The organism is Sphingomonas sp. BGYR3 (assembly GCF_025153455.1).
Lineage (GTDB): Bacteria > Pseudomonadota > Alphaproteobacteria > Sphingomonadales > Sphingomonadaceae > Sphingomonas.
Genome location: NZ_JANZNT010000001.1, coordinates 896647 through 919719, shown reverse-complemented (window position 1 = coordinate 919719; position 23073 = coordinate 896647). Strand labels below are relative to the sequence as shown.

Annotated in this window: 19 protein-coding genes and 2 pseudogenes; 16 read left to right on the top strand and 5 right to left on the bottom strand. The window is 64.1% G+C overall.

The window, feature by feature from the left end; genetic code table 11:
• Nucleotides 1-171: 171 nt before the first annotated feature.
• Nucleotides 172-1668: a serine hydrolase domain-containing protein gene (locus NYR55_RS04215; protein WP_260019973.1), complete on the top strand. Its 1497-nt coding sequence runs from the start codon at nt 172-174 to the stop codon at nt 1666-1668.
• 148 nt (nt 1669-1816) lie between these two features.
• On the opposite strand, the gene NYR55_RS04210 is transcribed toward NYR55_RS04215, so the two are convergent.
• Together NYR55_RS04210 and NYR55_RS04205 are read right to left on the bottom strand one after the other, a co-directional pair.
• Nucleotides 1817-2551, bottom strand: coding sequence for a Crp/Fnr family transcriptional regulator (locus tag NYR55_RS04210; RefSeq protein ID WP_260019972.1), 735 nt, complete (start codon nt 2549-2551; stop codon nt 1817-1819).
• A gap of 123 nt (nt 2552-2674) precedes the next feature.
• Nucleotides 2675-2800: a hypothetical protein gene (locus tag NYR55_RS04205; protein ID WP_260019971.1), complete on the bottom strand. Its 126-nt coding sequence runs from the start codon at nt 2798-2800 to the stop codon at nt 2675-2677.
• Here NYR55_RS04205 and NYR55_RS04200 point away from each other — a divergent pair.
• From NYR55_RS04200 to NYR55_RS04155, 10 genes are all read left to right on the top strand, one after another.
• Entirely contained in the window at nt 2784-3908 is a 1125-nt protein-coding gene (locus NYR55_RS04200) for a glycosyltransferase family 4 protein (RefSeq protein ID WP_260019970.1), read from the top strand. The two genes, NYR55_RS04205 and NYR55_RS04200, sit on opposite strands and share 17 nt — an antisense overlap.
• Complete coding sequence (locus NYR55_RS04195) at nt 3905-4816, top strand: glycosyltransferase family A protein (RefSeq protein WP_260019969.1); 912 nt, start codon at nt 3905-3907, stop codon at nt 4814-4816. Before NYR55_RS04200 ends, NYR55_RS04195 begins: the two co-directional genes overlap by 4 nt.
• Nucleotides 4813-5850: a glycosyltransferase gene (locus NYR55_RS04190; protein ID WP_260019968.1), complete on the top strand. Its 1038-nt coding sequence runs from the start codon at nt 4813-4815 to the stop codon at nt 5848-5850. Before NYR55_RS04195 ends, NYR55_RS04190 begins: the two co-directional genes overlap by 4 nt.
• Nucleotides 5847-6983, top strand: a complete 1137-nt coding sequence (locus tag NYR55_RS04185) for an acyl-CoA dehydrogenase family protein (RefSeq protein WP_260019967.1) — start codon at nt 5847-5849, stop codon at nt 6981-6983. Before NYR55_RS04190 ends, NYR55_RS04185 begins: the two co-directional genes overlap by 4 nt.
• Complete coding sequence (locus tag NYR55_RS04180) at nt 6980-7663, top strand: PIG-L family deacetylase (RefSeq protein WP_260019966.1); 684 nt, start codon at nt 6980-6982, stop codon at nt 7661-7663. Before NYR55_RS04185 ends, NYR55_RS04180 begins: the two co-directional genes overlap by 4 nt.
• The gene (locus NYR55_RS04175) at nt 7660-8238 is read left to right on the top strand and encodes a nodulation S family protein (protein WP_260019965.1); all 579 of its coding nucleotides are present in this window, start codon (nt 7660-7662) and stop codon (nt 8236-8238) included. Before NYR55_RS04180 ends, NYR55_RS04175 begins: the two co-directional genes overlap by 4 nt.
• Nucleotides 8235-9086, top strand: coding sequence for a glycosyltransferase (locus tag NYR55_RS04170; RefSeq protein ID WP_260019964.1), 852 nt, complete (start codon nt 8235-8237; stop codon nt 9084-9086). Before NYR55_RS04175 ends, NYR55_RS04170 begins: the two co-directional genes overlap by 4 nt.
• 309 nt (nt 9087-9395) lie before the next feature.
• A complete protein-coding gene (locus NYR55_RS04165; RefSeq protein WP_260019963.1) occupies nt 9396-9584 on the top strand; it encodes a hypothetical protein in 189 nt (62 codons plus the stop codon).
• A 118-nt stretch (nt 9585-9702) separates the two neighbouring features.
• Entirely contained in the window at nt 9703-10671 is a 969-nt protein-coding gene (locus tag NYR55_RS04160; protein WP_260019962.1) for a hypothetical protein, read from the top strand.
• 231 nt (nt 10672-10902) lie between these two features.
• Nucleotides 10903-13851: a TonB-dependent receptor plug domain-containing protein gene (locus NYR55_RS04155; RefSeq protein WP_260019961.1), complete on the top strand. Its 2949-nt coding sequence runs from the start codon at nt 10903-10905 to the stop codon at nt 13849-13851.
• A gap of 147 nt (nt 13852-13998) precedes the next feature.
• On the opposite strand, the gene NYR55_RS04150 is transcribed toward NYR55_RS04155, so the two are convergent.
• On the bottom strand, nt 13999-16080 hold the full coding sequence (locus tag NYR55_RS04150) for a catalase (protein WP_260019960.1): 2082 nt from the start codon (nt 16078-16080) through the stop codon (nt 13999-14001).
• A 293-nt stretch (nt 16081-16373) separates the two neighbouring features.
• Between NYR55_RS04150 and NYR55_RS04145 the strand changes: the two genes are divergently transcribed.
• Entirely contained in the window at nt 16374-17726 is a 1353-nt protein-coding gene (locus NYR55_RS04145; RefSeq protein WP_260019959.1) for an FAD/NAD(P)-binding protein, read from the top strand.
• Nucleotides 17727-17751: 25 nt separating this feature from the next.
• Here NYR55_RS04145 and NYR55_RS04140 read toward each other — a convergent pair whose 3' ends face one another.
• Nucleotides 17752-18126 (bottom strand): redoxin domain-containing protein, encoded by a 375-nt coding sequence (locus NYR55_RS04140; RefSeq protein WP_260019958.1) that lies wholly within the window; start codon nt 18124-18126, stop codon nt 17752-17754.
• Between the two features lie 83 nt (nt 18127-18209).
• Here NYR55_RS04140 and NYR55_RS04135 point away from each other — a divergent pair.
• The 4 genes and pseudogenes from NYR55_RS04135 to NYR55_RS04120 all read left to right on the top strand — a co-directional run.
• Nucleotides 18210-18329: pseudogene (locus NYR55_RS04135) on the top strand (transposase); the annotation flags it as partial.
• Between the two features lie 39 nt (nt 18330-18368).
• A complete protein-coding gene (locus tag NYR55_RS04130) occupies nt 18369-18665 on the top strand; it encodes a transposase (RefSeq protein ID WP_260021549.1) in 297 nt (98 codons plus the stop codon).
• Nucleotides 18666-19475: 810 nt separating this feature from the next.
• A complete protein-coding gene (locus tag NYR55_RS04125) occupies nt 19476-20273 on the top strand; it encodes a DUF6683 family protein (protein ID WP_260019957.1) in 798 nt (265 codons plus the stop codon).
• Nucleotides 20274-20585: 312 nt separating this feature from the next.
• A pseudogene (locus tag NYR55_RS04120) lies at nt 20586-21750 on the top strand (IS3 family transposase).
• A gap of 49 nt (nt 21751-21799) precedes the next feature.
• Here the strand turns inward: NYR55_RS04120 and NYR55_RS04115 are convergent.
• Nucleotides 21800-22888 carry a LacI family DNA-binding transcriptional regulator gene (locus tag NYR55_RS04115; RefSeq protein ID WP_260019956.1) on the bottom strand — a complete coding sequence of 363 codons (1089 nt, stop codon included), beginning with the start codon at nt 22886-22888 and terminating at the stop codon, nt 21800-21802.
• Nucleotides 22889-23073: the final 185 nt, after the last annotated feature.

Sequence of the window (23073 nt, the reverse complement as noted above, 5' to 3'; positions counted from 1 at the left end):
ACATCGACCGGTACCGCGCTCCCGCAGCTTTCGCGTTCCCCTGCTTTCGTGATGCCGCTGCGCTATTTTGTCGTCGCTGCGGCGTTGCGCGACATTTTGATTTATGCTTTGTGATCACAAAGAACAAAACATCCGCAGGACTGTCAAGCATCATCTTGGGGGAGACTGCCCATGTCCCGGTTGCGCATGTCCATCGCACTGTCGCTCACGCTCCATCTGGCCGCACCGGCCAACGGCGCGCCGCCGGTGGAACCCGCTGCACCCGCCGTCCTGCAAGCGGCGACGGGGGAAAAGCCGGACACAGGCCGGGAAGAGGCGCTGCGGCTGATTTCGGCGTGGCTGAAGGGGATGATCGCCTTTCGCAAAGTGCCCGGCATGTCGGCCGGTATCGTGAAGGGGCAGCAGACGATCTGGTCGAAAGGGTTCGGGCACAGCGACGCGCAGCGCCGGGTCGCGGCAAGCCCGGACACGCGATATTCGATCTGTTCCATCTCGAAGCTGTTCACGGCCGTCGCGGTCATGCAGCAGGTGGAGCAGGATCGACTGGCGCTCGACAAGCCGCTGACCGATTATCTGCCCTGGGCCAAGTTTGCGGAAGTCGATCGGGCCAGCGGTCCTGTGACGCTGCGCGGCCTGTTGACCCATGCAGCGGGGGTCCCGCGGGAAGGCGGGTTCCAATATTGGGGCGCGCCGGATTTCACCTTTCCAACACGCGAAGCGTTCCGGCAAAGCTTTGCCGACCAGACGCGCCTGTATGGCGGTTTCACGCGATATCAGTACAGCAATATGGGCCTGACGCTGGCCGGGGAGGCGGTGATCGCCGCATCGGGCCAGCCCTATGCCGATTATGTCACGACCAATATCCTGCGCCCGCTGAAGCTGGATCACACGACGCCCTATCTGCCGATGAAGGAATATGGGCGGGGTCTTGCGGTGGGTCATGGCTATCTCGACCGGGATGGCGAGCGGATGGTGCTAAAGCCGTTCGATGCCAGCGCGGTAACGCCGGCCGCCGGATTTGCGTCTTCGGTGGTCGACCTTGCGCGGTTCGCCCAATGGCAGTTCCGATTGCTGCAGACCGGCAAGACCGAGGTGCTGCAATCATCGACCTTGCGCGATATGCAGCGTGTCCAGTTCATGGACCCCGATTGGCGGATTACACGCGGCCTGGGTTTTGGCGTCTATCGCCGGGGGGACAAGACCTATGTCGGGCATAGCGGCGAATGTCCCGGCTATTTCACCCGGCTGATGCTGCACCTGCCCAGCGAGACCGCGGTCATCGTGATGATGAATGCCGCCGAACCGAGCGCCCCCTATGTCGACGGCATCTTTGACATCCTGAACAAGCGGCAATCCGCGAAGAACCAGAATGATGCCGCGTCGCCGGTTGACCTGGAGCCCTATTCCGGGCGCTATTCCACCCAGCCATGGGGTGCGGAGGTGATGGTGCTGCCCTGGGCCGGAGGTCTGGTGACGCTCGGCCTGCCGTCCATGAGCCCCGGCGATGACATGACAATCCTGAAACCGGTCGGAGAGGACCGGTTTCGCCGCATCCGCCCGGACGGAAGCGAGGCCGAGATCGTCCGGTTCGAGCGCGGCAAGGATGGGCGGATCAGCCAGATGACCTGGCACGACACGCCATCCCCCCGACTTGGCGATGCAGATTAGACGCTAGTGCAGTTAATCTGCTGATGTCCTGCGCATTGGCCATGGCTCGATCGTTGAGCGCCTCATCGGCAGTGGTGTCAGCACCGAGGCTCTTGTTCTCGGGCAACGCAAACGTGACCAGCGATGCCAGCGTGGCCTGATACCCCGATCAATCGGGCCAGCGGGCCGTCGGCATCGTCTTGAGATACAGATAGTGCGGATCGAAATGGCCCCGCCGTGCAAGCGCCGCTGGGTTGATCAGCGTGACGCTGCCCGATCTGAACTGGCATAGCCCCCCCTCTCGCAACTGGCGCAGCACGCGGTTGACGTGCACCGCGGTCAGCCCGCAGATTTCGGCAATGTCCGCCTGGGTCAGCGGCAGTTCGAATGCGTTGCCGTCGCTCAACCCGGCGCTTTCCAGCCGGGCGTTCATCTCGCAGAACAGATGGGCGACCCGGCCAAGTGCGTCGAGCCGGCCAACCCGGAACAGCCAGGCCCGATGCAGCGCAGCATCGAGCAGCGTGGAAAACCACAATTTGCGCGACAGGGATTCGTGCCCATCCAGCACCCGTTTCAGCGCATCATGTGGGATGATCGCGACCTCGCACTGGGTCAGCGTGCCAACGCTGTGGTCCAGTTCCCGCATCGGATAGGCATGAAGGTCGACAAACTCGCCGGAGACATGAACCGCAACCAGTTGCCGCAGCCCGGCCGGATCGTCGATGTAACGGGACATGAACCCGCGGACCAGCATGGTGCTGCTCGTCACGCGCTCCCCGGCCTTGATCATGGTCGTGCGGGCATCGACGATGCGCCGCGTGCTGACCGCCCCGTCGAGCAGACGCATTTCTTCGGCCGTCAGCTCGAACTCGCGTCGATTGGTCAGAAATCGCTCGAATACCATGCATCGCTCCGGTCAGTGCATCGAACCGGATAACGACCGACGGGCGACGATGGGCCATAATCGGATTGATAATAATCAAGTTCCGGTTCGGTAGCGCAACTTTCGGGTCTGCGCGGGATTGAATCAGTCCGGTCGTCCCTGCGCCGTGCAGCGCCCGACCCCCTCTGCAGAAAGGACGCGGATGCCCGTCCCCTCCCACCGATCCGGGGCCAGCTTGCCGTCCGCTGCGCCGATGAAGATCGCCGTCATCGCCCATCTGAAGTACCCGATCGCCGAACCGTTCGCCGGCGGGCTGGAAATGCATACCAACCTGCTGGTGCGGCAGCTTCGGGCAAATGGTCATGCGGTGACCCTGTTCGCGGCCGACGGCTCCGATTATCGGCTGAATGTCGAGCCCATCTGCCGCCGCACCGCGATTGACGGCGTCGGCACGGCAGAGGCCAATGACATCGCCTTTTTCCGGGAACATCACGCCTATCTTCAGCTGATGACGAGGTTGCGCGGACGCGATTTCGACGTGGTTCACAACAATGCGCTCCACTATCTGCCCGTCGCGATGGCCGACACGCTGCCGATGCCAATGGTCAGCGTCCTGCACACGCCGCCCTTTTGCTGGCTGGAAAGCGGAATTCGATCGTCGCGCACCGAAAACCTCAGTTTCGTTGGCGTGTCCCGAGCCGTTGCGCAGATGTGGGGCCATGTCGTCGCGGTCGACCGGGTCATCCACAATGGCATCGATCTGGACAGCTTCCGCTTTGCTCCTGACGCCGACCCGGACCCCTATCTGATCTGGTACGGCCGGATCGTTCCCGAAAAGGGCACTCATCTGGCGATCCGGGCGGCGCGGGCCACGCCCTATCGCCTTCGCATCTGTGGCCCGATCTCGGATCAGGCCTATTTCGATGCAGAGGTCGCCCCGCTCCTTGGGGATGGTGTGGTGTATGAAGGGCATCTGAGCCATGATCGGCTGGCGGGGTTGATCGGCGGGGCGCGCGCGGCATTGGTGACGCCGCGATGGGACGAACCCTATGGCCTTGTCGTTGCGGAGGCACTTGCCTGCGGCGTGCCCATCGCCGCATTCGACCGGGGTGCGATTTCGGAGATTATCACGGGCCAGACCGGGGTGCTGGCTCGGCCGGACGATCCGGATGCGCTTGCCGGGGCAGCGATGCAGGCGGTGACGCTCGATCGGGCGGCCTGCCGGATGCGCGCCGAACGCTTTTGCGACGCGACCGTCATGACGGCGGCTTATGAGGCGCTGTACCGCGACCGGATCGACGCGGCGGCGCAATCCGCGCAGCTGGCGGACCATGGGCCAGCGCTTCAACCGGAACCGGCCAATCGGGCATGGGCATGACGCGCCCGGTCTGTGTCTGTATCCCCGCCCGGAACGAGGCGCAGCGGCTGCCGACCCTGATCGAGGCGCTGGCCGATCAGACGGTGCAGGTGCCGTTTTTCGTCAGCATCGCGCTCAACAATTGCGATGACGGATCGGCGGCGCTGCTGGAGCGGCTGGCCCGCCGCAATGCCGACCGGCTGACGATCCGGGCAATCGACGTCCGCATCGACGACCCGAAGCCGAATGCTGGCGCCGCGCGGGCGCTGGCCATGGATGCCGGGGCAATGTTGTTGAACGATCATCCCGACGCGATCCTGATTTCGACCGATGCCGATTCCAGGCCGCCGCCCGGCTGGGTTGCCGCCAATTGCGCGGCGATCCATGGCGGGCTTGATCTGGTCGGCGGCCGGTTGGTGATCGACGATCGCGAACCCATGCTGCCGCTTCTGATCGAGCGTCGGCGGCACTGGGATGCCTATTGGGCCGATGTGCGCGCGATCGAGGATGCAATCGATCCCGTCGCCTGGGATGTGCCGCCGCGTCATGGCGATCACAGCGGTGCCAGCCTGGCGATGACGATCGACTGGTATCGGCGTTGCGGCGGCGTGCCGCAGATCCGCACGGGCGAAGATCGCGCGCTGGTTGCACGCGCGCTCAGCCTTGGCGCGCGCCTTGGCCATCCGCCGACGGTATGGACGCGGGTGTCGCCGCGATCCGTGGGCCGTGCAGAGGCGGGGATGGCAGCGGCGATGCAGATGCTTGGCACCGAAGCGGGACTTGCCGCACCGGCGCTCGACCATTGGCGCGATCGCGCAAGGTGGCGGCGCGCGCTGCGCGACAATGGCCGAGCGTCGGCCATTCCCGCACTGGAAGCCGCGCTGCCGCCCATGCCGCACGACCTGCTGTTGGCACCGGTTGCGGCATGACACGGCCCATCGGCTATTATGTCCATCAGCACGGGGCCGGACATGCCAGCCGCGCCAAGGCAATTGCGGCGGCGATGCAGCGTCCGGTGACGCTGATCGGTACGGGGCTGGCGTCCATTGGCGGGGTCGATACGATCGACCTGCCCGACGACCGGTTGTCGAACGGTTCAGCCTTTGACGGACAGGATGCTGCCGACACCCGGCCCGAGGCGCTGCATTACGCGCCCATCGATCATTGCGGCATCCGGGCGCGCGTTGCCGCAATCGCGGCGTGGGTCCGCGATGCCCGGCCCGCGCTGATCGTGGTCGATGTGTCGGTTGAAGTCGCGATGCTTGCCCGGCTCTGTTCTGTGCCAACCATCTATGTCCGGTTGAGCGGCAACCGCAGCGATCCCGCGCATCTGGACGCGTTTCGGGGTGCCACCGCGCTGCTGGCGCCATTTGATCGCAGGCTCGACCATCCGTTCGTGCCGGACTGGGTGGTGGCCAAGACGCAGTATTTTTCCGGGCTGGGTCAGGACGCTCCCGTCACCTCGCCGGACCGAAAGGGACTGTTGTTCGTCCTGGGTCGTGGGGGCGGCGCTGTGGACGGCAGCCGCTTTGTCGCCATCGCCCGCGCCAACCCCGATCTGGAGATTGCTGTCGCCGGCGACCTGACCGATCGGCCTGCCTGTCCCCCAAACCTGAGGCTGCTTGGCTGGACCGATCAGGTGGCGGACGTGATCGCCAGCGCGCGCTGTGTCGTCGGCGCGGCGGGCGACGGACTGGTCGGACAGGTGTTCGCCGCCGGATCGCCGTTCATCTGCATCCCCGAACCACGGCCCTATGGCGAACAGGAAGCCAAGGCATCGGCGCTCCGCCGCCTTGATGCGGCCGTGGTCCTGAACGCGTGGCCGCAGCCAGAGCGGTGGAGTGCCCTTGTCGAGGAAGCGGTGGAGCAAGCTGCCCGCCGCCCCGCTGACCTCCATGATCCCAGGGGGTCGGCCAAGGCAGCGGCATGGATTGAAACCCTGGCCGATCGCAGCGCGGCATGACCTTGCCCATGCCCCACCCGTTAAAGCCATGCGATCCGTTGGCCGCGCTGATCGCCCGCACCGATGCGATGCTGCCTGCGCTGACCGATCTGGGGATGCGATATGATGCGGCGCCGGCCTATCCGGCGGACAGCATGGCGATGCTTCACCGGGCGGGTCTGCTGACCGCCTTTGCGCCTGCTGAATCGGGTGGACATCAATGGGCGGGAGAGGGGCCGCGTCACCGCGCGATGTTCGAAATCCTGCGCCGGATCGGCCGAGCCGACCTCAGCATCGGCCGCCTGTATGAAGGGCACGTCAACGCCGTGCTGCTTTACGACTGGTTCGGCGATGCAGGGCAGCGCGCATGGCTGGGGCAGCGATTGTTGGAGGGCTGCGTCTTCGGCGTCTGGGCAAGTGAGCAAAGCCCCGGTGTCCGCCTGATCGGCGATCCGCAGGCGCCGATGCTTGCCGGGTCAAAGCATTTCGCCAGCGGCGCGGGCGGCAATGCCTATGCCATCGTCACCGCGCAATGTGCCGGTGCATCCCGCCGCCTGGTCACGGTGCGCGCCGATGACGTCGCCCGCACGGACAACAGCCGGTGGCGCGTCCGGGGGATGCGCGCGACGATGAGCGGCAGCTATGCCCTTGACGATATCGTGCCCGGGGCGGGGGCGATGCTTGGGCAACCGGGCGACTATGACCTGGAACCGCGCTTTACCGCCGGTGCATGGCGGTTCTGTGCCGTTCAGCTGGGCGGGATCGAGGCGCTGGTCCAGACCCTGAAGGCCGACCTGTCCGAAGCCGCAATCGACAGCGCGGTCGCGCGCGCGTCATTCGCCAATGCCGTCGTTGCCGCGCGCACGGCGTATCTGTGGGTCCGCGAGGTGATGCTGCGTGCTGCCCAACAGGATGACGACGCCGTCCCCTTTGCCCTGATGACGCGCGGCGTCGTTGAGCGGGCGGCGCTTGACGGGATGGAGATTGCCAGCCGCCTGCTGGGTACGCGCAGCGCCATGGACGGCAACCGGGCCGACAAGATCATCCGCGACTTGAGCCTGTACCTGCGGCAGGCCGGGCCGGATTACGCACGGGATCGTGCCGCCGCCGCCTGGCTCGATCACGACGCATGGGGCGAGGATCCGTGGTGGTGACGCGCGCCGCACGCCTGATGACGCCGCCCGCCGGGCGGTGCAGGCGGCTGCTCGTCCTTGCGCCGCATCCCGATGACGAGACGCTGGGGGCAGGCGCGCTGATCCGTCAGGCCGTGGCTGAACGATGGTATGGCGCGACCGTCTATCTGACCGATGGCGGGGCATCGCATCCCGCCGCTGACCCGGCGGCGCGGGCGCGGCTGGTGCGGGCGCGGCGGCGGGAGGCGCGGGTTGCGCTGCGCCGGCTTGGCGACCCGGCGGCGCGATTGCCGGCAACGCTCAACTGGCCGGATGCAACGCCCCTCGCTGTCGATTCCACGGGGTACCGGGGCGCGGTCCGCCGCCTTTCCGCCTATTGCCGGCGGCAGGGGATCGGCATGATCGCAGTCACATCGCCGCGTGATCCACATTGCGACCATGTCGCCGCCGCCGCATTGGCCCATGCCGTTGGCGCGGCAACGCGATCGGCGATCCGTATCGTCGAATATGGCGTCTGGTCCGATGGCGGCGGCGTCGCTGGTCGCCTCTGGCGCACCCGGCCGCTTGCGACCGGTATCCGCCGATCTGCGCTTGCGGCGCATCGCAGCCAGCGTTCCGCCGCCTATGGCCCCGGCTTTCGCCTGCCGCTGCAAGCGGGCTGGTCGCCATCCTGCGACATTCTGTACGAGCGCCGCCGATGACCCGCAACAGCCTTGGCCCCGATTATTTCGAAGGCATCTTTCAAGGCGACGCCGATCCCTGGGGGCTGGATTCCAGCGAGTATGAGCGCGCAAAGTTCGACGCGACGATCGCCGCGCTGAACGGGCGACGGTATCGGTCGGCGCTTGAGATCGGGTGTGCCAATGGCGCGCTGACCGAGCGGCTGGCGCCATGCTGCGATCGTCTGCTGGCGATTGATATCAGCGGCACCGCAGTGGCGGACGCACGTCGGCGGCTGGCGCCCGTCCCGACGGTCAGCATTTGCCGGATGCGCTTTCCGGAGGATCAGCCGGACGCGCGCTTTGACCTGATCCTGTTGTCAGAGGTTGCCTATTACTGGAGCGATGCGGACCTTGCGGCCGCAGGCGGCTTTATCGGTCGCGCGCTCGATCGGGGCGGGGATATCCTGCTGGTCCATTATACCGGTCAGACCGATTATCCGCAGACCGCCGATGACGCCGTTCAAAAGCTGCGGTCCGCAATCGCGCGCGAATTGACGGTCGGCGTTCATCATCGCGCCGATCGATACCGGATCGACCTGTGGCGCGCCGGATGAGCACCGTCAGCGTCCTGACCCTAGTCAAGAACCGGGCGGCGCATCTGAAGCGGCTGGTCGAGGGGCTGGCGCGCAGCACGTGCCTGCCGGCCGAACTGATCGTCGTGGACATGGCCAGCGATCGGCCAGTCGTGATCCCGCCGCAGTGCTTTCCGGTCACGACCGTGCTGCTGGATCGGCCGGGCCTGCCGCTGGCCGAGGCGCGAAACCTTGCTGCCAGTACGGCCAGGTCGCCGATCCTGCTGTTTCTTGACGTGGATTGCATCCCGGCTGCCGGACTGGTCGGCGCGATTGCGGCGGCGTGCGGCGCGAATGATGCGCTGTTGAGTGCAGAGGTGCGCTATCTTCCGCCCGGTGCGGTCGCCGATGACTGGTCGAAGCGGCAATTGCTCGCCCGCGCCATTCGACATCCTGCACGGCTCTTTCCCGGTGCGGGCCAATCCGTTGCTGCGGACCATGCGCTGTTCTGGTCACTTGCCTTCGGGGTTTCTGCCGAACGCTTTGCCGCGGTTGGCGGGTTCGATCCCGCCTTTACCGGCTATGGCGCCGAAGACACCGATTTCGCCTTTCGCCTGCGCGATGCAGGTGTCCCGCATCGGTTGATCGGCGGGGCGGGGGCGTTTCATCAGCATCACGCGGCCCATGATCCGCCGCTGCAACATTTCGCCGATATCGTCGCCAATGCCCGCAGATTCCATGATCGCTGGCAGCGATGGCCGATGGAAGGGTGGCTCGACGCGTTTCAGGGCCTGGGTCTGATCGCCCGTAAGGGGCACGCGATCCAGGTTTTGCGCCATCCCAGCGCGGACGAGGTGAGCGCCAGCAAGGTGGACCGGGCATTTGCCTGACCGAACAACATCACCATCGCAGGATATCGGTCGCAGCGACGAACCGGAACAATGGATACACTGATTTAATGCGAGGAATGGTGTGCGGATCGCAGAAATATGATGAAAAGATTACCGACGACCAAAATATTATTTAAAAGAGCAGCTTGCTTACATGGTGATCGGTGCGATCGATCGACGGGTGGTACGGCAAGGCGGTATGTATCCGCGATCAACGGATCATGGGTGTTGATTTGCATCAATTGTTTGCCGGTTGATCCAGGTCTAATTTTGTTTCGAAGACGCAATCGGGCGCACGGAGACCATCATATGCGGTCCGATGACAAGATCTATTTCCTTAAACGGGCGAAGGAGGAGCGCGAACGCGCTGCTTCCTGCGAGGATAATTGCGTTGCCCTGGCGCATCAGAAAATGGCCGACGCTTATGAAAAGCGGCTGTCGGGCGCTCCTGTGGCCAAGCCTGCGGGCACGGCCGCGCAGATTGTAAAATCGGTCTGAACCGCGCGCCGATGATGCGCAGTTCGCCTGTGCCGGGCGCATTTTGATCGCCGCAGATTGCAATCGGAGTCCCCGCCGTTTCGCTTGACCGAGGCGTCCCACTTTGGGACAAATGGTCATGGGCGTAATGATCTCGGCCGCCTTTGCGATGAGCGTTGCAGCGCCGCTTGGATCTGCGCCCGCCGTCGACGCCGATCCCGCCGGAATTCGTACGGACAGCGATGGACGTACCGTCGAAGCAGTGCCGCCGCCCGCCTATCGGATCGTCGACATTCCGGCGTTCAATCGGGAGCCGTCGCAGCGCCCGTTGGCCGACCGTTCGATGGACGCGTTTCATCTTGAGGACACCCTGCCTGAGCCGCGTGCCGCTTCGCCTGTGCTGGAGGATGCCGTGGCCATCGCACCCTCGGACAGGAACGGGGCAGTCAGCGATCACGACACGTTCAACGCTGCGGTCGTGCAGGCGCATGACGATCGGATTGCGCTGATCGAACGCCGGATCGGCCAGCTGCGGGCCAAGCAGATTGCCCCGTCCGACGCGGTGCTGGTTGATCTGGCAAACCGGTTGCAGCGGGCCAGGGACGCGCGCACCGTTGCGGCCAGCCGGGCCGGATCACCGGTCATGGCGGAGCCGGTGCTCCCTTCCGCTGCGACGGAGGAGCATGGGGATGCAGGGCAGGGCGACAATCTGCCCGCGCCGATCTTCGCTGAGCCGGTGGTTCCGGTGGTGGTTCGCAAGGAAAAGCAGCCCGCCAAACGCATGGCGCGGCAAACGCCGGTCCCCCCGGTGCGGAGCGATGCCGAACCATCGATCCCGACGCCGATCCCCGTTCTGGCGAGTTTTATTCCAGCCGAACAGCAAGCCGGTCGGGATGATCCGGCCGCCACATTGCGCCGTGCCCGCGAAAAGCTGACCGAGGCGCGCCAGATGCTGGACGACGGCGCGCCGGTCCCGGCTGGGGATGCCGATCCACTGGACCTAAGCTGGTCTTCGCCGGCCGGACAGCTTGCATTGGCGCTTAGCGCGCTGCTGCTGGTATGCGCGGTCGCCCAGAACAGACGGAACCCGCTGCCCGTCTCTGCCTGATGCGCACCCGCGCGGTTCGCCGCCGCGCGCGCCCACGCTTGATCGATTGTCGCGGGTAGCCGGGCCAGCCAGCCTCGAAATTACAACTTTTGCGGTTCGATCGGCGGATGGTTGCGCGAAACGAACATGACAGATGCGTTTCTATCAATTGACATTGGTGTGATGGGGCCGCCTCCTCACCCCCAGGAGGGAAAAACGGCGCCGGCATTTTGCCGGACAAGGGGGCATTGCATGGTCAATCAAAATCGGTCGAAGACATTCGCAGTCTGTTCGCTGGCGGCACTTGCCGCTGCATTGGCCGCAGCGCCCGCCGCTGCCGAGCATCAGGACCCCAAACCCGCTGATCCTGTGGCCCTGTCCGACGAACAGGCCGCCGTCGATGCGGCCGCGCAGGAACAGGCGGTCAGCGAGGCCGAACAGGAAAAGGCGGCCGCTGAGGAAATCGTCGTCACGGGTTCGCGCATCGTGCGCAACGGCAATGATGCCCCCGTGCCGACCACGGTCGTGACGTCGGAGGAAATTGCGCAGCGCAATCCCATCAACATCGCCGATTACGTCAATCAGTTGCCGGCGATCGGACAGGGTCAGTCGCCGCGTGCCACCACCCTGTTCGTCAACGCCAATGGCGGTGCCAATCAGATCAACGCCCGCGGCCTTGGCATCAACCGCACCCTTGTGCTGCTCGATGGTCGCCGCGTCGTCGGTTCCGGCCTGCAGCCGGCGGTCGATATCAATCTGCTGCCCCAGAATCTGGTCAAGCGGGTAGATGTGGTGACGGGCGGCGCATCGGCCGCCTATGGTTCCGATGCGGTGGCGGGTGTCGTCAATTTCATCCTCGACACCCAGTTCACCGGCCTGAAAGGCCAGATCAACTATGGCCAGACCGATCGCAACGATGGCCGCGTGATCAGCGGCGATCTGGCCTATGGAACGTCGTTCAATCAAGGGCGGGGCAGCCTGTTGCTGAGCGGCAATTATGCCAAAAGCGACAGCATCCAGATGTCCGATTCCCCGCGGGACTGGTTCCAGCCGGGCCTGGGCATCCTGCAAAATCCGAACTGGACGGCCACCAATGGCGAACCGGGCCGGATCGTGCGCACCGATATCGGTTTTACCAGCACCCCCGGCGGCGTGATCGTCGGCGGGCCGCTGGCCGGCATCAACTTCCAGCCGGGCGGCGGCATCGGCCAGTTCGTCTTTGGCCCGCCGGCGCTGACTCAGGGTTCGATCCAGGGCGGCGGCACTGTTCAGGGCCAGAATATCCGGGGCGCGCTGCTGCCCGACCTTGAATATTGGAGCGTCTATGGCCGGTTGAGCTACGAGATTACCGACACGGTTTCCGCGATCGTTGAGGCCACCTATGCCGGCAATGACACGGTCAATTGGTCGGCGATCTATAACCGCCAGGGGACAGGCGCGACGGGCGCGCTGCTGATCCAGCGCGACAATCCGTTCATTCCGGTGACCGTGCGGCAGGCGATGGATACCGCCGGGATCACCAGTTTCCGCATGAACCGGCTGTTCTACGACATGGTCAACCGGCCGGATGAGGAAATCGGCCTGGCCGGATACAGCCGTCGTCAGAGCCGCATCCTGCTGGCCCTGGAGGGCAGTTTTGCCGACAGCGGCAAATGGCGTGCCTATTATCAGCGCGGCCGCAGCCAGGTGACCTATACCCGCGACAACAATGTCATCATCGACCGGTTCAACCAGGCGGTCGATGTGACGGGCAATCCGGCGGTGGGCGGGATTGCGGGGATCGCGGTCGGCGCGCCTGTCTGCCGTTCGACGCTGGCCAACCCGTCCAATGGCTGCATTCCGATGAACGTGTTCGGCGAAGGGTCGTTGGGGGCCGCTTCGATCGCATGGGTCACCGGGGAAAGCGACGGGCTGCGCACGCGGCAGGATCTCGATATCGCGCTCGACGTCTATGCAATCGATGCGCAGTACAGCCCGTTTTCCACCTGGGCCGGTCCGGTATCGTTTGCGGCCGGGTTCGAATATCGCGAGGAAAGCTTTGTCGCGGTATCCGATCCCACATCGATCGCGCGTCGATGGAATGTCGGCAATTTCCAGCCGGGCGGCGCCGGGTACAATGTGTCGGAATTTTTCGGCGAGGCGCTGGTCCCGCTGCTCAAGGATTCGGCGATCGGCGATTTCGAGCTGAACGGCGCGGTCCGGCGCACCGATTATTCGACCAGCGGCACCGTCACGACGTGGAAGGTCGGGGGCACGTACAGCCTTGGCGACCTGCGGTTGCGGGCCACCCGTTCGCGTGACATTCGCGCGCCCAACCTGAACGATCTGTTCGCCCCGCAAAGCCAGTTCGTCAATCAGTTCCTCGACCGCAGCCTGCCCAACAGCCCGCAGGTGCAGTTCATCACGCTGCAGGGCGGCAACCCGCTGCTGACCCCGGAAATCGCCGATACCTGGACGGCCGGCGGCGTCTATCAACCCGGCTGGGCACCGGGCCTCAGCCTGACGGTTGACTGGTACAAGATCGGGATCAAGGACGCGATCTTTGGCGTTGGCGGGCAGTTGCTGCTGGATCTGTGCTATGGCTTCAACCGGCCGGCCAGCCCGTCGGCGTGCCAGTCCATCATCCCGGTGTCGGGCAGCACCGGCCTTACCGGTGCGACGCTGCTGACCGGCGGGATCAATGCCCAGAATGTCGAGGTGGAGGGGATCGATTACGAACTGGGCTACCGCACCAGCCTCAGCGCGATTTCGGACAGCCTGCCGGGCACCTTCAGTCTGCGTCTGCTCGCCTCTCAGCGGCTGAAGGACCAGACCCGGCTGCCGGGGGACACAACACCGCCCGATCTGGGCACGCCGGGCAGCCTGAAATGGCGCGGCCTTGGCTCTGCAACCTATGCCGTCGGCCCCAGCCGGACCACGGTGACCGCGCGCTACCTTGGCCCCGGCGTTGTCAGCAATCTGGGGCCAACCCAGCGCAACGGGCTGTCAGCGGCGGACAATCGCATCCCGGCGGTCTGGTACTGGGAATTGTCGCAAAGCGTCGATGTGAAGGTCGCTGGGCAGACGACCACGCTGTTTGCCGTGGTCGAAAATCTGTTCGACCGCGATCCGCCGCCCGTGCCGGGGGTCGGGTTCGGCAGCTCGCCGGTCTATGACCTGCTTGGCCGCAGCTATCGCCTGGGCCTGCGCTTCAAGCTGTAAGGGCGGGCTGGCCGGACCGCGCTGTTGGTCCGGCCAGCCTGCCTTTCGTTCCCGTGCCGCGCCGCCCATCCTATGAACGACGGCCCGTGCATCGCAGCGGATGCACGGGCCTCGTTCAACACCGTAAGCGGCGCCGGCTTCCTTTGATCAAGCCAAAGTGCGCACCGATGGCTCGCGGGCATAGAACCGCTTGGCCGCCGCCTTGACGAAATCCGAACCCAGGCCGGTGATGCCATCCTCCGGGGCAACGCCCGCCTTGTCCAGCAGCGGCTTGGCCGCATCACTGGCGCCGATCGCTTTCAGATGGCCATAGGCGTTCATCACATATTCGGTCGCCGCGCTTTCGGTCATCAGCGCCGCACAGCCTTCTTCGGACAGGATGACCGCGACCGCGTCGAACAACTGGTTGGGCGTTCCGGCCAGCTGACCGTCCGCCTTTGCCTGCGATCCGTCGGACAGCCTGGCCCCCTGAATCTTCGGTGCGACCAGCACGGGCTTGCCCTTCGCCTTCTTGATCGCGTCGACCAGCGCGCCGAGTGCGTCGGCATCGGTTCCGTCCGCGATCAGGATGCCGACCGCGCGCCCTTCCAGCGTGGCCTTCATGTTCTTCTGAATGGAAAGCGCGTCCGACGGCGGCATGTCGAACGGCGGTCTCGCCGGCTCTGCCTTTTCCGGCAGTGCGATGCCAAGTCCGTCGGCGACCCGCTGCGCCAGCGTCTCGTCGACATTGCGCAGATTGGCGACCATGCGGCCGGGCACTTCGTCTAGCAGCCCGACCTTGGACAGTTCGAACACGAACGACGATGCGATGTGCGCCTGTTCGTTTTCGGTCTGCGACCGATAGAACAGCCGTGCCTGGCTGTAGTGATCGGCAAAGCTGTCCGACCGCACGCGCTGCTTTTCGCCGCTTTCATCCGGGCCGGTCGCCGCGTCGACCGTTACGAAACCGCGTTCCATGCTCTCGCGCGGACCGCCATCCTCGCCATGGGCGGCAAGACTGTTCGGTTCGTAATTCGCCCGCCCCTTGGGCACGGCGGTCTGCATCTTGCCGTCCCGCTGGAAATTGCCGAACGGACAGCGCGGCGCGTTGACCGGGATCTGATGAAAATTGGTCGTGCCCAGCCGCGAATTCTGCGTGTCGAGATAGGAGAACAGCCGCCCCTGCAGCAGCGGGTCGTTCGAAAAATCGATGCCGGGCGGGATGTTCGACGGCAGGAACGCGACCTGTTCCGTCTCGGCAAAGAAATTGTCGACGTTTCGATTGAGCGTCAGCGTGCCGATGATCCGGACGGGTACATCCTCCTCCGGGATCAGCTTGGTCGAATCCAGCACGTCATAGGGCTGTGCATCGGCAAATGCCTGATCGAACACCTGGATGCCCAGATCCCATTGCGGGAAATCGCCGGCATCGATCGCTTCGAACAGGTCGCGGCGCTGATAATCATTGTCTGCGGCCTGAAGCTTCAGCGCCTCGTCCCACACGGTCGATTGCAGGCCCAGCCGCGGCTTCCAGTGAAATTTGACGAAACTCGCCTTGCCCGCGGCATTGACCAGTTTGAAGGTATGGACGCCGAACCCTTCCATCATCCGGAACGATCGCGGCAGCGTCCGATCGGACATCGCCCATAACAGCATATGCGTCGTTTCCGGCATCAGCGATGCCCAGTCCCAAAAGGTGTCATGCGCACTGCCCGCCTGCGGATAACCGCGATCCGCCTCCATCTTTACGGCATGGGCCAGGTCGGGGAACTTGAGGGCGTCCTGGATGAAGAACACCGGGATGTTGTTGCCCACCAGATCCCAGTTCCCCTCGCTCGTGTAGAATTTCACCGCAAATCCGCGCACGTCGCGCGGCGTGTCGACTGATCCGGCGCCGCCCGCGACGGTCGAAAAGCGGACGAACACTTCGGTCTGTTCGCCCTTGGTGAACACCGCGGCCCTGGACAGGTCGGAGATATCGGCCGTCGCCTCGAACATCCCGTGCGCGCCCGATCCGCGGGCATGCACGATCCGTTCGGGAATCCGTTCGTGATCGAAGTGGAAGATTTTTTCGCGCAGTACGAAATCTTCCAGCAGGGTGGGGCCGCGCGAGCCACTTTTCAGCGAATTCTGATTGTCGGATACCGGAACGCCGTGATTGGTGGTCAATACGGGCGTGTCCAGTGCCTCTGCGCTCTGATGGGTTTCGCCGCCGGATTGCGGGTTGCCGGATGTCGATTTGCTGGCCACGTGCCCTCTCCCTGTATCTGTTCGTTCGCAGGAGCCCAGGGCGCGAGAATGGCCGTACCCGGAATGGCGCACCGGCCACGGGTATCCTGTTTCCCGGCAATGGTTCGCGGACGGGGGCCAGCCTGTCCGGCCCGTGGTACTTGAACGACGCAGATGCGATTTGGTTACCGGCCGATGCGCCGTTATTCCCGTAATTCTTCAACTTTTCCGGCGCTGCACGGATGGCCTCGATCCCCGTTGCTGCGGACAGGCAATCCTTGCGCACAGGTTCGCCCGGTGACATTCGAAGGGGCATGACAAACCGTGTTGCGATTATCGGGGGCGGGTTTTCCGGCACTCTGGCCGCCATCAACCTGGTGCGGCACGATGGGCCGCGGGCGCTGTTGATCGAACGGGCCGACAGCATCGGGCAGGGGCTGGCCTATGGCGCGGCGGCGCCCGGCCACGTGCTGAACGTCCGTGCATCGAACATGAGCGCCCTGCCGGACGAGCCGGATCATTTCATCCGCTGGCTGGCGGATCAGGGGATTGCCGATCCTGCCGCACAGTTCGCGCCCCGTCGCCTGTACGGACGATACCTGGCCGACCTGCTGCACGGGACCGCAGCCAGTGCCAGCGACCGTATCGAGCGCCGCATGGGCGAGGTTGTGGCGGTGGAGCGCGAACGGGATGGCGCGCTGGTGCGGCTGGCGGATGGCAGCGTGGAACGGGTGTGCAAGGTGATCCTGGCGGTCGGCAACCTGCCGCCGCATGATCCGCCGGGGTTCGATGCCCGCGTCCTGCCCGCCGATCTGTATGCCGCCAATCCCTGGGCCGACGGGGTGGCAGACGGCCTGTCGGACAGCGACGATGTGCTGTTGCTGGGCACCGGGCTGACCATGATCGACATGGCGTTGCTGCTCGACGCGAGCGGCTATCGCGGGCGGATCGTCGCCCTGTCGCGGCGCGGGCTGTTGCCGCACGCGCATGCGTCCGCCACGCCGTTCGAGCGGATCCGCGACAAGCCGGTGCCGCTGGGATCCCCGCTGGTCCGCGCGGTACGGACCCGTTCGGCGGCGATCGGCTGGCGCAACGCCGTGGACGAGCTGCGGCCCTTTACCCAGGCGATCTGGGCCGGGGCGGATCTTGCCGCGCGCCGCCGCTTTATCCGGCATCTGCGGCCATGGTGGGACGTGCATCGCCACCGCCTGGCCCCGCAGGTGGCGGAACGGATCGCCGCGATGCAGGCCGAAGGGCGATTGATCGTCCGGTCCGGCTATAGCCGCAGCGCGCGGGCGGAGGCGGGGCGGCTGGTCGTGCGCTGGCGACCGCGCGGCGATGCGCAGGTGCAAGAGGCGGGGTTCAGGCGGGTGGTCAACTGCACCGGCCCGGCGGGCGACCTTTCCCGCTGCACCGAACCGCTGCTGCGCCAGTTGTTGCAGGCCGGATGGATCCGGCCCGATCCGCTGCACCTGGGCGTCGATGTCGATCAGGGGGCGCGGACGCTGGACGCTCAGGGCCACCCCAATAACTGGCTGCTCGCCATCGGCCCGATGACGCGCGGCGCGCATTGGGAAATCGTCGCCGTGCCCGATATCCGGGTTCAGGCATGGACCATCGCCCGCCGCCTGGCCAATGCGCATTGGGTGGGCGGGGAGGGGCTGTGACAACCGCAGCCGGACGGCTCGGAGGTCATGCCTCCTCCGGCTGGGGCACCTGGCGCAGATAGGGCTTTTCGGTCAGCCATCCCTCCGGGAACAGCCCCTTGGCCGCATCATTGTCGACGGGCGGCAGGATGATCACGTCATTCCCCTGTCGCCAGTCCGCTGGGGTGGCCACCTTGTGCCGATCCGTCAGTTGCAGGCTGTCGACCGGATCGACCGACAGGCCGACCACCTTGACCCCGCGTTCAGCGAATTCCGATTTCAGCCGTGCGACGGAACCCAGTTCGGTCGTGCAGACCGGCGTGAAATCCTTTGGATGCGAAAACAGGACCATCCAGCTATCACCAGCCCAGCCATAGAAATTGATCGATCCAACCGTCGAATCCTGCTGAAAATTGGGCACGGTATCAAAGATTTTGAGGGTGGACGTGCTTCCCTGAAACGTGACCGCTTTTTGGTAGAGTCTGCCCCCAGGAGTCGGACGATATAGCGCGAAGAAAGTTCAACGAAGAGCAGATCATTGCGATCTAAAAGAAACAGGAAGCCAGGATGGCGACGGCGGAACTCTGCCGCCGTCACGGGATCAGCTGGGCGACGTTCTATGAGTCTGGACAATGCCGTGCTGAAGGATCCGGCATCAAAAAAATGGTAACGCCCGGCGCCAAGCAGGACGCCGTCGCCCATGCCCTGTTCGTGCTGGCAGCTTGGCGCCACGACTACAACACGGTCAGGCCGCACTCGAAACTGGGCGGGAAGACCCCCACCGAGATCGCCGGCCACATGTCTGGCGGCACGCCACCAGCCACGTTGGCATCCCATCAAACAATCATCATCCAGGAGCGAGACCCACCTCTCACTGGTAACAATCAGGGAAGCACGTCACGCTCTTTATCGATCGCGTCCATTAGCCCGCCGAAAGCATCCCACGGTGGACCCATTTGATAGGTCCAGCTGGACGCGCTTCTGCAAGGCATCGCCCCCTAGGTCTTTGTTCTGCGCCATAAAGAAGGTGGTGCGCCTACAGGACTCCCAACACCTTAGTAAGTAATTGAGATAAATGGGATTATAATCTGCTCGGAAAGTCGTGGCCCATGCGTGGTCCACCCTTAAAATCATGCCGAAACACGGCATCGAACCCGTGCCGGAATAGCCATATAGGTTCGTTTTTTCCCTGCGATTCGCGGCGAAAAGCGCCTCTATTTTTGAGTGCTGATCATCGTGTTTGAACGCGAAGGTGGCTGCAGCATCCAGCGCAAGTGACTGCGCACAAAATGATGTCCGGCTGGCGCCGTTGGCGATAGGGTCTGGAAAGCGGGTGCGCCAATCCGACGTAAGCAAGCACGGCCGTTGCTGTGATAGGTCAGGTTCGCTGATGATATCGCCAACGCCGATGCGTATCCCGCAACTACGGGGCGCTAACCCGCCGCCTACATTTGGCATGACCGTCTTGATCGGCGGCGATCGCTTCGCTGGTTCCCTCAGGCCATCTGGCCGTCCTCTGGGGTGTCAAAAACGGCAGGAATGTTGTTCGGCGAGGTAACGCGCCTCAACCCAGCCAGTGTCGTGGCCAGAGACGGGGTAATTGGTTTGCCTGATCAGTCTAGCCGAGCCCCTTGAAGGGCGGCTTGAAGGGCTCGGCTGTTGCATTGATTAGCGCAACAATGAGATGTTGGTCAGGTGCCGTGCGTCAAGTGACGGTAACGATGAAACAGCAAGGGCGTGAAACGAGCTCGCATCAGAAAGGTGATCACGATGGCCAGCAGATTCCTGTCGATGAATAGAGCGATCACGCAATTCTGGGCCGCCCTTTGTTCGGCATTGTTTGTCGTCTTTGGCGGTTCGGCTTCAGTTGCGCAGTCGATGCCTTGGATCAATCCGCAGGTTCTGGCGACAACAACCGGAACGGACGTCATGAGCACTGTGCTGCAAGATAAGGCAGTATCGGTATACAAGTCCGACGAGGAAGCAGCTTCAGGCTCCACCAATGGGCTGACAGCCAAGGGCAGGCACAACGTTGCACAAGCTGCGGCCGTCAATTTCCGTTATCGCTACAACCCGGCCCGGACCGCGCAGAATATGCGCAGCTTTCTGGCTCGCGCACCGAGCAGAGCCGCCCGCGCCGAATTTGAGCAAATGCTCGCTGCGCAGCCGACACTGATGGGTGATATCGCCGCAGGCGTGCGCGCCTACGGCTTCGATCCGCACAATGTCGCCGATGCTTATGCGGTGTGGTGGGTCAATGTCTGGGGCGCCTCGGAAAAGCGCAATGTCGAGCCCGATGCCAAGACTGTCGCGGCAGTCAAGCAGCAGGTCTATGCCGCCTTCGCAGCAACGCCAGGGTTCGCCGCAACCAGCGATGCCGAGCGGCAAGAATATGCCGAGGCGCTTTTGCTGCAAGCCACCATGCTGGGTTCGGCCTTTGAGCAATGGAAGAATGATCCCAAGATGCTCGACCAGCTTGCCGCGGCCGCCCACGACGGGGCAAAGGCTAGCGGCATTGACCTGTCGCTGATGACCCTCACGCAAAACGGCTTTGTGCCGCGCAGCTGAACGCGGTCGAATGACGGAAGTGTCGGGTATGGAGCGGACCTGCCGTGCCAGCCACGACGGATATCGCATTTGCGCCCAGATCGTGCAGCATCTCAGTGGCGCAATCTGGTGCTGTTGCAGGGCGACCGGGCGGCCGGGCATGGCCTGATCGATCTTGCTGCCGTCGAGCGGGTGTGGCGCCGTGGGTTAGCCATATAGCTTGAGCACGCCTGCCCGCTCGAGCGGTTCACCTCGGAAGCATGGCTTGTGACTTGACCCCCGCTTTTTCCTCCAGTTGAAGCTAGAGTCCGCCCCCGAAGAAGGGACTGACCGATGAAGCGGAAGCAGTTTTCGGAAGAGCAGATCATCGGCATCCTGAAGGAGGCCGAGGCGGGTGCGGTTGTGACGGATCTGTGCCGACGGCACGGGATGTCGAGCGGGACCAATTACGCGTGGAAAGCTAACTTCGGTGGCTTGGAGGTATCCGATGCGAAGCGGCTGCGGTCGCTCGAGGAGGAGAACGCCCGGCTCAAGCGGCTGCTGGCGGACACGATGCTCAACAACGCAGGTCTGAAGGACCTGCTGTCAAAAAATGGTGACGCATGCCGCGAAGCGGGAAGCGGTCGCACATCTCCAGACGGCGCTGGGGATGAGCGAGCGGCGGGCGTGTCCTGTCGTCGGGGCGGATCGCACAAGTATGCGGTATCGTTCGTGCCGGGGAGATGATGGCGACCTGCGGTTGCGTTTGCGCGAGCCGGCGCAGCAGCGCCAGCGGTTCGGCTATCGGCGGCTGCACATCCTGCTGCGCCGGGACGGCATCACGATCAACCGCAAGAAGACCCAGCAGCTCTAACGCGAGGAGGGTCTGACGGTGCGTCGCCGGAACGGACGCAAGCGCGCCGTCGGCGCATGGGTGCCGGCCCCGGTGCTGGCGCTGTCCAACCAGCTCTGGAGCCTGGACTTTGTGCATGATCAGATGGCCACGGGCCGGCGGTTCCGCATCCTCAATATTGTCGACGATGTGACGCGCGAGTGCTTGCGGGCGGTACTCGACATATCGATTTCAGGCCGGCGGGTCCTGCGCGAGCTGGCCGATCTGACCGTCGAACGCTGCGCGCCGAAAATAATCGTCAGCGACAACGGGACCGAGCTCACCTCGAACGCGGTGCTCGCCTGGTCCGGCGACGCCAGCGTCGAGTGGCATTACATCGCGCCTGGCAAGCCGACGCAGAACGGGTTCGTCGAGAGCTTCAACGGTCGCATGCGCGACGAACTGCTCAACGAGACGCTGTTTTTCACGGTCCGCCAGGCGCGCTCGATCCTCGCGCGCTGGGTCGAAGACTCCAACACCGAGGTGCCGCATTCGTCGCTCGGCTACGCCACACCGGCGGCCTTCGCCGCCGAACTCGAAAAGCAACGGGTGGGTTTAAATCCGCCCGTTGCTTCCCCCGCGCTCCTGCGCGACAACAACGGTCGGTCGCTGGTTGCTGCTGGATGAAAAACGGGGGTCACGTCAGGGCGGCCTCGAGGGCTTCGTCGGCGGCCTTTCAAATCTGATAGGAAGGCCGTGCGTTGCAGTCCGTTGCGATCTCGATCGCAAGCGGCTTTGACCGGGCATTTGGCATTTCATCCCGTACGGCAATGGCGAGCCGCATTGCTTCACGGCCCAATGCGAGTGCAGGCTGAACCAGACAAACGCATGGTTGCGGCATCAATCGCAATTGCTCGTGCAGGCCAAAAAACAAGATGAGGACACGCCCCAAAGCTTCGGGAGCATGCAGCCGCATCGCATCGATGACACCAAGCGCAATAGGATAGGAAGCGCAAAGTATCGCGTCCGGCTTTTGGGTGCCGGACCACAAGGCAAGGAACCCATCATAGCCGGAACGCTCGTCAAACCTTCGTTCGACGATCCATCCGTCCGCAATCTCCAGCTGGTGTTGCGCCATCCCTTCACAATATCCGCGCAATCGCTCAGTGCCGATATTGGTGGCGCGAGGACCGCCGATCAGCGAAATCCGCCGATAGCCGCGTGCAACTGCCGCGTCGATCGCAGCGCGAGCGCCTCCCGCATCGTCCATCGTCACGGTCGGCCATCCCGGTTCAAGGGTAGTGGGCAAGCGGTCGAAAAAGATCAGCGGCGTTCCGCGCGTGCGTGCATCCTGGTAAAATTGCTGCTGCTCGGGTGGATTATGTTCCGTCGCGGACACCAGTAACGCGTCGGCACGCATCGACAGAAACGTCTCGATATGGCGCCGCTCGACAACCGGATCCTCATTCGACACGCCGAGGAGCAACTCAATCCGCTGTTCTGCGGCAGCTTCTTCGACGCCCGCGACCAGTTCAGCGAAAAAGGCGTGCCGGATTTTCGGGACGACGAGGCCGACGAGATTTGACCGGCTCGATCGCAATGATCGCGCCAGCCTGTTGGGCAAATAACCCATCTCCATTGCCGTTTTTTTGATCAGTGCGCTGGTTGCAGGCGCCATGTCAGGATGATCGCGCAGACCCTTCGACACGCTGACCTTGGTCAGGTTCAGCCGGTTCGCAATATCGATCAGCCGCGGTGACTTGGCGGATTTGCGCGCGTCTTCAGTCATTTGAGGAAACTTCGCCGAAAAGCCAATCGCGGTCAATCGCCGATGGTTGGGACAACTGCCGGCGGCAAGGGCTCAACCGATTGATCTCTTGTGCCTTTTTCTGAATCTACGGTCAGCACATTGCCCCGCCTTCACTGGGGTGGAAGTGTGCATTTGCTGCTGGTCAACTTCGCATGGACGGGGAAACGCCGTTGTCCGTCCTGGCAGTTCCCGTCCATCGG

Bases quoted from the DNA above. Each gene is read 5' to 3' on its own strand.
- NYR55_RS04215 (WP_260019973.1), top strand. From the start codon at position 172: ATGTCCCGGTTGCGCATGTCCATCGCACTGTCGCTCACGCTCCATCTG.
- NYR55_RS04210 (WP_260019972.1), bottom strand. From the start codon at position 2,551: ATGGTATTCGAGCGATTTCTGACCAATCGACGCGAGTTCGAGCTGACG.
- NYR55_RS04200 (WP_260019970.1), top strand. From the start codon at position 2,784: ATGAAGATCGCCGTCATCGCCCATCTGAAGTACCCGATCGCCGAACCG.
- NYR55_RS04205 (WP_260019971.1), bottom strand. From the start codon at position 2,800: ATGACGGCGATCTTCATCGGCGCAGCGGACGGCAAGCTGGCCCCGGAT.
- NYR55_RS04195 (WP_260019969.1), top strand. From the start codon at position 3,905: ATGACGCGCCCGGTCTGTGTCTGTATCCCCGCCCGGAACGAGGCGCAG.
- NYR55_RS04190 (WP_260019968.1), top strand. From the start codon at position 4,813: ATGACACGGCCCATCGGCTATTATGTCCATCAGCACGGGGCCGGACAT.
- NYR55_RS04185 (WP_260019967.1), top strand. From the start codon at position 5,847: ATGACCTTGCCCATGCCCCACCCGTTAAAGCCATGCGATCCGTTGGCC.
- NYR55_RS04175 (WP_260019965.1), top strand. From the start codon at position 7,660: ATGACCCGCAACAGCCTTGGCCCCGATTATTTCGAAGGCATCTTTCAA.
- NYR55_RS04170 (WP_260019964.1), top strand. From the start codon at position 8,235: ATGAGCACCGTCAGCGTCCTGACCCTAGTCAAGAACCGGGCGGCGCAT.
- NYR55_RS04165 (WP_260019963.1), top strand. From the start codon at position 9,396: ATGCGGTCCGATGACAAGATCTATTTCCTTAAACGGGCGAAGGAGGAG.
- NYR55_RS04160 (WP_260019962.1), top strand. From the start codon at position 9,703: ATGGGCGTAATGATCTCGGCCGCCTTTGCGATGAGCGTTGCAGCGCCG.
- NYR55_RS04155 (WP_260019961.1), top strand. From the start codon at position 10,903: ATGGTCAATCAAAATCGGTCGAAGACATTCGCAGTCTGTTCGCTGGCG.
- NYR55_RS04145 (WP_260019959.1), top strand. From the start codon at position 16,374: ATGACAAACCGTGTTGCGATTATCGGGGGCGGGTTTTCCGGCACTCTG.
- NYR55_RS04130 (WP_260021549.1), top strand. From the start codon at position 18,369: ATGGTAACGCCCGGCGCCAAGCAGGACGCCGTCGCCCATGCCCTGTTC.
- NYR55_RS04125 (WP_260019957.1), top strand. From the start codon at position 19,476: ATGGCCAGCAGATTCCTGTCGATGAATAGAGCGATCACGCAATTCTGG.